We start from the raw sequence: 8,588 nt of genomic DNA on the forward strand, positions 1-8,588 counted from the left end.
GCATGCCGCGCGCGCTCGTTCGGTTACGCCCGTCGTTGCACGAGGCCGGGGCGAAGGCCGTGCACCTGGACCGCCTGACCAAGGCCTACGGTCCTCAGCTCGTGCTCGACGAGGTCCAGTTCTCCGTCGACCCCGGTGAGTTCGTCTGCCTCGTGGGCGCGTCCGGCAGCGGCAAGTCCACCCTGCTCAACCTGGTCGCCGGACTGGACCACCCCACGACCGGCCAGGTGCACGTGCCGGGCGCCCGGCCCGCGCTGATGTTCCAGGACCACGCTCTCTTCCCCTGGCTCAGCGCGGGACGCAACGTCGAACTGCCGCTGCGCCTCGCCGGAGTGCCCCGGGCAGAACGCCACGAGCAAGCCCTGGAGCTGCTGCGGCTGGTCCGCCTCCCCGACGCCTACGGCAAGCGGGTCCACCAACTCTCGGGGGGAATGCGGCAGCGCGTGGCGCTCGCCCGCGCCCTCGCGCAGGGCGCAAAAGTGCTGCTGATGGACGAGCCGTTCGCCGCGCTCGACGCCATCACACGCGATCTGCTGCACGAGGAGATCGCCCGCGTGTGGCAGGAACGTGCGCTGACCGTCCTGTTCGTCACGCACAACGTGCGCGAAGCGGTACGCCTGGGGCAGCGCGTCGTACTGCTCGCCTCCCGGCCCGGCCGTATCGCCCGCACGTGGCACATCGACATCCCGTATCCGCGCCGGATCGAGGACGCCGATGTCACCGCCCTCACCCGGGAGATCACCGCCCACCTCCACGAGGAGCTCGTCCGCCATGCCCGTCACTGACATGGCCTCCGGTCTCGACGCCCTGGAAGCCCAGGCGTCGGGCCCGGCCCAGGGCGCCGCCAGGACCACCGTCCGCTCCGTGCTGGCCAGGGCCGTCCCGCCGCTGACCGCCGCGGGGCTCGTCCTCGCCCTGTGGCAACTCGCCCACACGCTGCACTGGTCGCGGAGGCTGCCCGGCCCCGCGGCCGTCTGGGACCGTATCGCCACGGCATGGACCGAGGGGGGCCTCGCCCCCGCGCTCGGCCAGAGCCTGCTGCGCTGCCTCCTGGGCTTCGCGGTCTCGGCCGTTGTCGGCGTATCGCTCGGGCTCCTCCTCACCCGCCTGGCGCCGCTGCGCACCGTGCTCGGCCCCGTGCTGTCCTCGGTGCAGTCGCTGCCCGCCGCGGCGCTGGTGCCGGTTGCCGTGATCGCGCTGGGGCACTCGGAGAGGACGGTGTACACCGTTGTCCTCCTCGGCGCCATCCCCTCGATCTGTGTCGGCGTCATGGCGGCCGTCGACCAGGTGCCGCCCCTGCTGCTGCGCGCGGGGACGTCCATGGGGGCCGCGGGACTCCGCGGCGCCTGGCACATCCTCGTCCCCGCCGCCCTGCCCGGCCTCGTCACGGCGCTGCGTCAGGGCTGGACGTTCGGCTGGCGCGCCCTGATGACCGCCGAACTCATCACCGCCACCCCGCTGCCCGGCGTCGGCCGGATGCTCGCCGATGGCAACGAGCGCGGTGAGATGAGCCTCGTCCTCGCCGCTGTGCTGCTCATTCTCACCACGGGCGTCCTCGTCGAGTCACTGCTCCTGGCCCCCATGGAACGGCGGGTCCTGCACAGCCGCGGGCTCGCCCTCTCGCGCGGGGCCTCCCCGGGCGGGAAAGCGGGTCCTGTCCGTTAGTGCCGCGTCAGCCAAGGGCTGCCCGGTAGCGGGATGACCTGCATGCCGGAGGCTGACGCGGCACCGACCTCCGAGCGCCCGGGGGCGGCGAGCCCAAGACTCCCGCCGCCTCTTGGGCGCGTGGCCCAAGTACCCCCGACACCTACCGCGGACCCTCAATGGAGGCGGTGTGACGCGAACGCGCGATCCCGACGCCGCGCCGGCGACAAGGGGAGGGGCGGAGCATGGCGGAGGTCGGCGAGGAGACGGTGTGCGACGTGGCCGTCGTCGGTGCCGGACCTGTCGGCCAGGCCCTCGCGCTGCTGCTGGGTCTGCGGGGCCGCCGGGTTGTGGTGGTGGAGCAGCGGACCCGGCCGTTCGGGCTTCCGCGCGCCGTGGCGCTGGACGACGAGGTGTCCCGGCTGCTGGCGCGCGCCGGACTCGGAGCGGAGCTGCGGGAGATCACCGAGCCCGCGGCCGACTACGAGTGGCGCAATGCCGCGGGGCAGACCCTGCTGCGCTACGCATGGGACGGTCCCGGCCCCGCGGGCTGGCCACGGACCAGCATGTTCACCCAGCCGCGGCTGGAGCGGCTGCTGGCCGAACGGATCGCCCGTATTCCGGGGCTGGAGATCCGGACAGGCTGCACGGGGACCGCGGTGACCGAGCGCGAGGGGTGGGCGGAGCTCGCCTACGAGCGGGACGACGGCCGTACGGGCGTCCTCCGCGCCGCGTATGTGGTCGGCTGCGACGGCGCGCACAGCCTCGTACGCCGCGCCATGGGGCCCGAACGCGGATTCGGCGGAACGGACTTCTGCCACGACTGGCTCGTCGTGGACGTCGTACCGCACGAGGCACGCGCCTGGTCCCCCGCGAATCTGCAGCTCTGCGACCCGGTGCGGCCCACAACGGCGGTCTCGGGCGGCCCCGGCCGCCGCAGGTTCGAGTTCATGCGCCTCCCGGGGGAGACGCTCGCGGAGCTGAACCGGCCGGAGGCCGCCTGGCGGCTGATCGAGCCCTGGGGCCTCACCCCCGCGAACGCGGCGATGGAGCGGCACGCCGTCTACACCTTCCGGGCCGCCTGCGCCGAGCGCTGGCGGCGCGGCCGGGTGCTGCTGGCCGGGGACGCCGCGCATGTGATGCCGCCGTTCGCCGGGCAGGGGCTGTGCTCGGGGCTGCGGGACGCGGCGAATCTCGCATGGAAGCTCGACCTCGTCCTCGGTGCCGCCGCGCCCGTACGGCTCCTCGACAGCTACGCACACGAGCGCCGCGAGCACGTACGCGCGGTCGTCGGGCTCTCCGTCGACCTGGGCAGGCTGATTTGCGTCACCGACCCCGGGGAGGCGGCCGAGCGGGACCGTGCGATGAACGCCGGCAGCGGCGGCACCGTGATCACCGAGCCGCCCGAAATCCCCCTCACCACGGGGCTCCTGCACCGCGGCGGCGACGGCTCGCCGGTCCGGCTCGCCGGTACGGTCTGCCCGCAGGGCCGGGTCACCCGGGCAGGCCGCACCGGCCTCCTCGACGACATCGTGGCCCCCGGCGCCGGATTCACCCTGCTCTCGTTGACCGCCCAGGAGCCGCAGCTGGACGGCCAACGGCGCGCGCTGGCCCGTCACATCGGTCTGCGCACCGTCCATCTCGCCCGTCCGGGCCAGGAGCCGGGGCCCGGGCCGGCGGGAGTCGTGGACGCCGACGGAACCTACACGGACCTGCTGCGCGGCTCGGGCTCCGACGCCGTGCTGGTACGGCCCGACTGCGTCGTCTTCGGTGCCGCCCGGGCCCAGGGGGTGAGCGCTCTGCTGGACGACGTGGGGCAGCAGGTGTGGCCGCGGCCCGGGCGTACGTGAGGACCTGCCCCGCCCGGCGGAGCCGTATACGACGCGGGGGCGCGGGCGGGGGGGGGTGCCGGGCATGGAGGGGAGGCGCTGTACTGAGGCCATGGACACCACGGAGCGTGGCTGGCTGCTGCGGCTGAAGCCCGGAGGCGAGGTGCCCGAACCCGCCTGCCCGCAGGAGACGCTGAACGGCGCGGGCCTGTGCCTGGGCGGCACCACGCTGGGCTGGGGCCTGGAGACCGCCCTCACCATGACCGAGGAGATCGTCCGGCGGGTGCCCGAACACGGCCGGGGAGAGGCCGAGTTCCAGTCGTTGCGCCGCTCGGTCGAGGCCACGGTGCTGCTCGCGCTCACGGGGCTGCTGTCCGACGGGCAGGCGACCCCGGCGCACATCGCTCCCGAGGCCATCGCGGGCAACGCCGTGCTCGCCCGCCGTGGCATCCCCCTCGACCGGGTCCTGCGCGGGGTGCGGATCGGCCACGCCCATCTGCACGGCCGTCTGATGGAGGCCCTGGACGCGGAGCCGGAGTCGGTCCGCATCCCGGAGGCCCACCGGGTCAGCGAGCTCCTCTTCGGCTATGCCGACATCCAGGCCAGCCGTCTCGCCGAGGAGTACATCGCCGAGCGCGACCGCTGGCAGCGCAGCACGGAGGCGGCCCGGCGGCACCTCGTCGAAGAGGCCCTCGCGGGGCGTGCGGTGGAGCGTGAGACCGCGATCCGCAGGCTCGGCTACGACCTGGGCAGGCACCACATCTCCTTCATCGTCACACTGCGTCCGCCCGCTTCGCCGGACGAGGAGGTGCGGGCCTTCGCCGGGGAGTTCGCCCGCGCGCTGGGCGGCCAGGGCCTGCTGACCGTGCCCGACGGCGCGTGGCGGCTGTGGGTCTGGACGTCCTTCAGCGCACCGCCGCCGCCCGGCAGAGTCGCCGAGGCACGGAACCGTGTGGCCGTGCCCGACGGCTACCGGGTCGCCCTGGGACCGCGCGGCTTCGGCCCCCAGGGCTTCCGGCGCAGCCACCGAGGGGCGCGTGAGGCCGAGCGGGTCGGCCGGCTCGGGGGGCTCGGCCCGGTGAACGACTACGCGGCGGTGGGCATCGCCGCACTGATCACCGCGGACGCGGAGCACGCCCGGTGGTTCGCCGCGGAGGCCCTGGGCGGTCTCGCCGCCGATGACACCAGGGTGGCGCAGCTGCGCGAGACGCTGCGGGTCTACCTCGCCGAGGGGCGCAGCCCGCTGGCGGCTGCCGAACGCCTCTATGTCGCCCGCAACACCGTGACCTACCGGATCAAGCGCGCCGAGGAGTTGCTGGGCCGCCCGCTCGACGCCGACGGCCTGGACGTTCGCCTCGCGCTGGAGATCGCCCGCGTACTGGGACCCGCCATGGGCCCGGAGCGCAAGGGAGGAGGAAGGTCTGAGCGCCGCGCCCACATCCGTGGGCAAGAGCCAGAAGTTGACTGGATGTCAGGTGACGGCCGCGCTGAGTCGGAGCGCGAGACGGACACCGGGTCCGACTGCTGGGACGGACGCTGAGGCGGACTGCGGGACCGACCACGCGGCGGACACCGAGGACAGCGAGACGGCCGACGACGGGAGCCGAGGACGATGACGACCAGCGATCCGGCACGAAGGAGCCTCCTCCGTGCGGCAGCGGGACTCTCCTGGGCGGTGATGTCCGCGGGGGTCGGGGCGATGTCCGCAGGGGGCGGGGCCGGGGACGCCTCGGCCACCGCACCGACCGCCGTTCCAGCCACTGCCCCGACCACCGGCTCCCCCCGTGCCGACGGCAGAAACGGCGCGGCTCCCCACTCCGAGCCGGGTTCCGCACCGGATCCCGCGCCCGAACTCCCGCGCACCGGCTCCACGCTGCTCCTGCTCGGTACCAACGGCGGCCCCGTGCCCATGACCGGCCGCACCGGCATCTCGTCCGTGCTGCTCGTCGACGGCCGCGCCTACATGGTGGACTTCGGACACGGAGCCTTCGTGCAGTACGCCCGCGCGGGTCTGACAATGGCCGACCTGGAAGCCGCGTACGTCACTCATCTGCACTCCGACCACCTCGCGGACCTCTACTCGCTGCTCTGGCTGCGCTTCGGCGGCTACCAGCCCCTGCCCGGGCCGCTGGACATCTACGGGCCGGGGCCCGCGGGCGCGCTGCCCGCCCCGCACCCGCCGTGGAGAAGGGTCTCCACCGTCTGCCCCGAGAACCCGACACCGGGGCTCTCCGACTATCTCCGGGCGCAGATCGAGGCCACCGCGTACGACATCAACATCCGCATGCTCAACGAGCACTGGCCGGATATCCGCGAACTGCTGCGCCCGCACGAGATCCGACTGCCCGACTGCCGCGCGCACCCCCGGGGCGAGATGGCGCCGCGCATGGAACCCTTCCCGGTGATGTCGGACGACCGGACCGAGGTGACCGCGACGCTCGTGGACCACCCACCGGTGTTCCCCTCCTTCGCCCTCCGCTTCGATACGGCCTACGGCTCGGTGGTCTTCAGCGGCGACACGACCAGCACGCCGAATCTGGTGACCCTCGCGCAAGGCGCCGATGTGCTCGTGCACGAGGCCATCGATCTGCAGATCATCAGCGCTGCCGGGCTGTCCGAGCAGCAGATGCGGCATATGAGAACCGGGCACGCCGACGTGACCGAGCTGGGACGGCTCGCCCAGCGGGCGGGCGTGGGCACGCTGGTGCTCAGCCATCTGGTGCCCGGAGGCACGGATCTGGTGCCGGACGAGGTCTGGCACCGGAAGGCGAGCCAGGGCTTCGACGGCACCGTGATCGTGGGCCGGGACCTGATGACGATCCCGGTACGGGGACGCCGTTGGAGCAGGTCCTGAGGGTTCAGCGGACACGGCGGCGGACCGGCCGCCATCTGCCGGAACGGCGCAGCCGCTGTCATGGGGCAGCCGTGCCGTGTGCGAGGTCCGTACCCCGGAGCGCTGACCCGGCCCGCGCCGCGCGGCTTGCTCGACGCGCTCCGGGACGCGGCGGCGCGGCGGCGCAGTCAGGGCAGGAGGGGTGGCGGGTGGCGATGCGGCGGGTCTCCTTCCCTCTCCGCCGGGAAGCGGAGGGCTTCGGCATCGGCGGTCCACTCGACGCCGCCCGCCGCGGGCCGGAGGAACGCGATGTGTTTCCCGGTCATGTGGTGTTCGAAGAGAAGTTCGTCCGGGCTGAGGACGGCCTGAACCACCCCGGCCCGCCCGCTGACCGGGTCGTACGCCTCCTGGCCCGGCCCGGGCCCCCGGTAGGACGAATGATGCGGCGCCCCGTACCGGGCGTTCATCCGCGTCCCCTGGGCTGCTGCGGTACGTACACCGTGTGGGTGGGGTGGCGGCGGCGCAGGACCTCGTAGTCCGTGGCCCGGCTGAAGTCCCCGGTCCGCCGGGCCTGTTCGCGAAGGATCTCGTAGCGCCGACACTCGGGGCATACGTCGTTCATGCGTCACCTTTCCGGGGTGTGGGGATGGGGGCGGCTGGATTCATCGCTCTGGTCGCTCTGGCCGAGGTGCGCGCGGACTTCCGCGCCCAGCGCGTCGGCGAGCCGCCACAGCTCTTCGAGGGCGGGCAGGGCTCCATCGCCCGGCCTCAACCGTTCTTCCTGGTTTCTGGCATGGGGTGGTGGCGTATCGGCGCTCATGGGGCCGGTTCTTCGAGCCGGAGCCGCTGAAGACCCGCGATGATCCGCCGCGCGACGTCCTTGTGGAGCGGTTGGGAGAAACGGACGTACGGAGCGCCTCCCACGGGTAGTTCGGGCCGGACCGCCGTCAATGCCCAGCCGTGCCGCCGCAGCGCTTCCCGCATCTCGTGCGCCACCTGGGCGGCGACAAGCCGGAGGTCTTCGTCGGCCGACTCCGCGACTGGCACGGATTCGCTGACGCGTTCGGGGGGAATCACCATCGGGGAATCTTTCTGACCTGGATACGCCTTGCGGGCTTTAATCACCGTGTGTACCCCCAGCGTTGCGCTACGGGACCGCGCGCAACAGGGATTCGGGCACGCCAAGCGGATTGGGGTGAGGGGAGGATCCACAGGTGAGTGTGATGAAGGACGGACAGCAGTCGTCCAGCGGGGCGGCGTTCCTCGGGGGCGAGGTACGGGCCTGGCGTACGCAGGCGGAGCTGAGCCAGCGCGAGTTGGGCGTGAAGGCCAACTACGGACAGCAGTATGTGGCCAAGGTGGAGGCGGGGGAACGCCTGGCCAGCCCGGAGTTCGCCGCCGCGTGTGACCAGGTCTTCGGGACACCGGGCCTGTTCGTCCGGCTCAGGGAACGCGCCAGCCAGCAGGGCTACCCGGACTGGTTCGTGCCGTACGTGCAGTTGGAGCGGCAGGCGACCAGCATCCTGGACTACTCAGCGACGCTCATCATGGGCATCTTGCAGACGGCCGACTACGCGCGGGCTGTGTTCCGCGCTGTGCATCCACGGGATGATGCGGACCAGATCGAGGGAAGGGTGGCGCGGCGGCTGAAGAGGCGGGAGGTGATGGAGGGCGACGCGCCCCCGCTTCTGTGGTGTGTCCTCGACGAATCCTGCCTGAGACGCAGTGTGGGCGGGTCGAATGTGACGCGTGCCCAACTGGCGCACGTAATCCAGGAGGCGGAGTCACCGCACGTCACCATCCAGGTGTTGCCGTATGCATCAGGAGCGCCTGCCCGGCATATGGCGTTCACACTGCTGAGGTCCGCAGATGAACCCGATCTTCTCTATGTCGAGACCCCTGTCTCAGGGCACGTAATCGACTCACCGGCCATGGTTGAGGACAGCCGTGTGGCTTACGATCGGCTGCGCGCCGACGCGCTTTCTCCAGAGGCGTCACTCGCCCTGATTCGCAAGGTGATGGAGGAGCTAGCGAATGACCAGGACCCCTGACCTGTCCCACGCAACGTGGGTCAAGTCCAGCTACAGCGGTGGCAACGAAGGTCAGTGCGTGGAGTTCGCGCCCGGCATAGCCGCCACGGCTGGTGTCGTCCCCGTCCGGGACAGCAAGAACCCCACCGGCCCGGCCCTCGTCTTCTCGGCGGACGCCTGGGCCTCCTTCACAGCAGCCGTGCAACATGGGGAATTCCCCGTCGACTGAGTGTGCAGCATCCCCTGGCCCGG

The 8,588-nt window shown here is 72.4% G+C and carries 11 protein-coding genes; 7 read left to right on the forward strand and 4 right to left on the reverse strand.

What is annotated here, in order from left to right:
• Nucleotides 1-2 precede the first annotated feature (2 nt).
• The 5 genes from ACTWQE_RS23760 (at nt 3) to ACTWQE_RS23780 (ending at nt 6,327) form a co-directional block, all read left to right on the forward strand.
• Nucleotides 3-785 (forward strand): ABC transporter ATP-binding protein, encoded by a 783-nt coding sequence (locus ACTWQE_RS23760; RefSeq protein ID WP_443331062.1) that lies wholly within the window; start codon nt 3-5, stop codon nt 783-785.
• A complete protein-coding gene (locus ACTWQE_RS23765; protein WP_443331063.1) occupies nt 772-1,665 on the forward strand; it encodes an ABC transporter permease in 894 nt (297 codons plus the stop codon). Before ACTWQE_RS23760 ends, ACTWQE_RS23765 begins: the two co-directional genes overlap by 14 nt.
• A 224-nt stretch (nt 1,666-1,889) precedes the next feature.
• Entirely contained in the window at nt 1,890-3,494 is a 1,605-nt protein-coding gene (gene mhpA, locus ACTWQE_RS23770; protein WP_443331064.1) for a bifunctional 3-(3-hydroxy-phenyl)propionate/3-hydroxycinnamic acid hydroxylase MhpA, read from the forward strand.
• A gap of 91 nt (nt 3,495-3,585) precedes the next feature.
• On the forward strand, nt 3,586-5,013 hold the full coding sequence (locus tag ACTWQE_RS23775; RefSeq protein ID WP_443331065.1) for a PucR family transcriptional regulator: 1,428 nt from the start codon (nt 3,586-3,588) through the stop codon (nt 5,011-5,013).
• A gap of 72 nt (nt 5,014-5,085) precedes the next feature.
• Complete coding sequence (locus ACTWQE_RS23780; RefSeq protein ID WP_443331066.1) at nt 5,086-6,327, forward strand: MBL fold metallo-hydrolase; 1,242 nt, start codon at nt 5,086-5,088, stop codon at nt 6,325-6,327.
• Between the two features lie 167 nt (nt 6,328-6,494).
• On the opposite strand, the gene ACTWQE_RS23785 is transcribed toward ACTWQE_RS23780, so the two are convergent.
• Genes ACTWQE_RS23785 through ACTWQE_RS23800 form a run of 4 tightly spaced genes read right to left on the reverse strand, consistent with a single transcriptional unit; the run spans nt 6,495 to nt 7,386 of the window.
• The gene (locus ACTWQE_RS23785) at nt 6,495-6,773 is read right to left on the reverse strand and encodes a hypothetical protein (RefSeq protein WP_443331067.1); all 279 of its coding nucleotides are present in this window, start codon (nt 6,771-6,773) and stop codon (nt 6,495-6,497) included.
• Nucleotides 6,770-6,928 carry a hypothetical protein gene (locus tag ACTWQE_RS23790; protein WP_443331068.1) on the reverse strand — a complete coding sequence of 53 codons (159 nt, stop codon included), beginning with the start codon at nt 6,926-6,928 and terminating at the stop codon, nt 6,770-6,772. The genes ACTWQE_RS23785 and ACTWQE_RS23790 overlap by 4 nt, the downstream gene beginning before the upstream one ends.
• 3 nt (nt 6,929-6,931) lie before the next feature.
• A complete protein-coding gene (locus tag ACTWQE_RS23795; RefSeq protein WP_443331069.1) occupies nt 6,932-7,126 on the reverse strand; it encodes a hypothetical protein in 195 nt (64 codons plus the stop codon).
• A complete protein-coding gene (locus tag ACTWQE_RS23800; RefSeq protein WP_443331070.1) occupies nt 7,123-7,386 on the reverse strand; it encodes a hypothetical protein in 264 nt (87 codons plus the stop codon). Before ACTWQE_RS23800 ends, ACTWQE_RS23795 begins: the two co-directional genes overlap by 4 nt.
• Nucleotides 7,387-7,529: 143 nt before the next feature.
• Between ACTWQE_RS23800 and ACTWQE_RS23805 the strand changes: the two genes are divergently transcribed.
• Nucleotides 7,530-8,357 (forward strand): helix-turn-helix domain-containing protein, encoded by an 828-nt coding sequence (locus tag ACTWQE_RS23805; RefSeq protein ID WP_443331073.1) that lies wholly within the window; start codon nt 7,530-7,532, stop codon nt 8,355-8,357.
• Complete coding sequence (locus ACTWQE_RS23810) at nt 8,341-8,565, forward strand: DUF397 domain-containing protein (RefSeq protein ID WP_443331071.1); 225 nt, start codon at nt 8,341-8,343, stop codon at nt 8,563-8,565. Before ACTWQE_RS23805 ends, ACTWQE_RS23810 begins: the two co-directional genes overlap by 17 nt.
• Nucleotides 8,566-8,588: the final 23 nt, after the last annotated feature.

It is taken from the genome of Streptomyces sp. 8N706 (assembly GCF_052245415.1).
Lineage (GTDB): Bacteria > Actinomycetota > Actinomycetes > Streptomycetales > Streptomycetaceae > Streptomyces.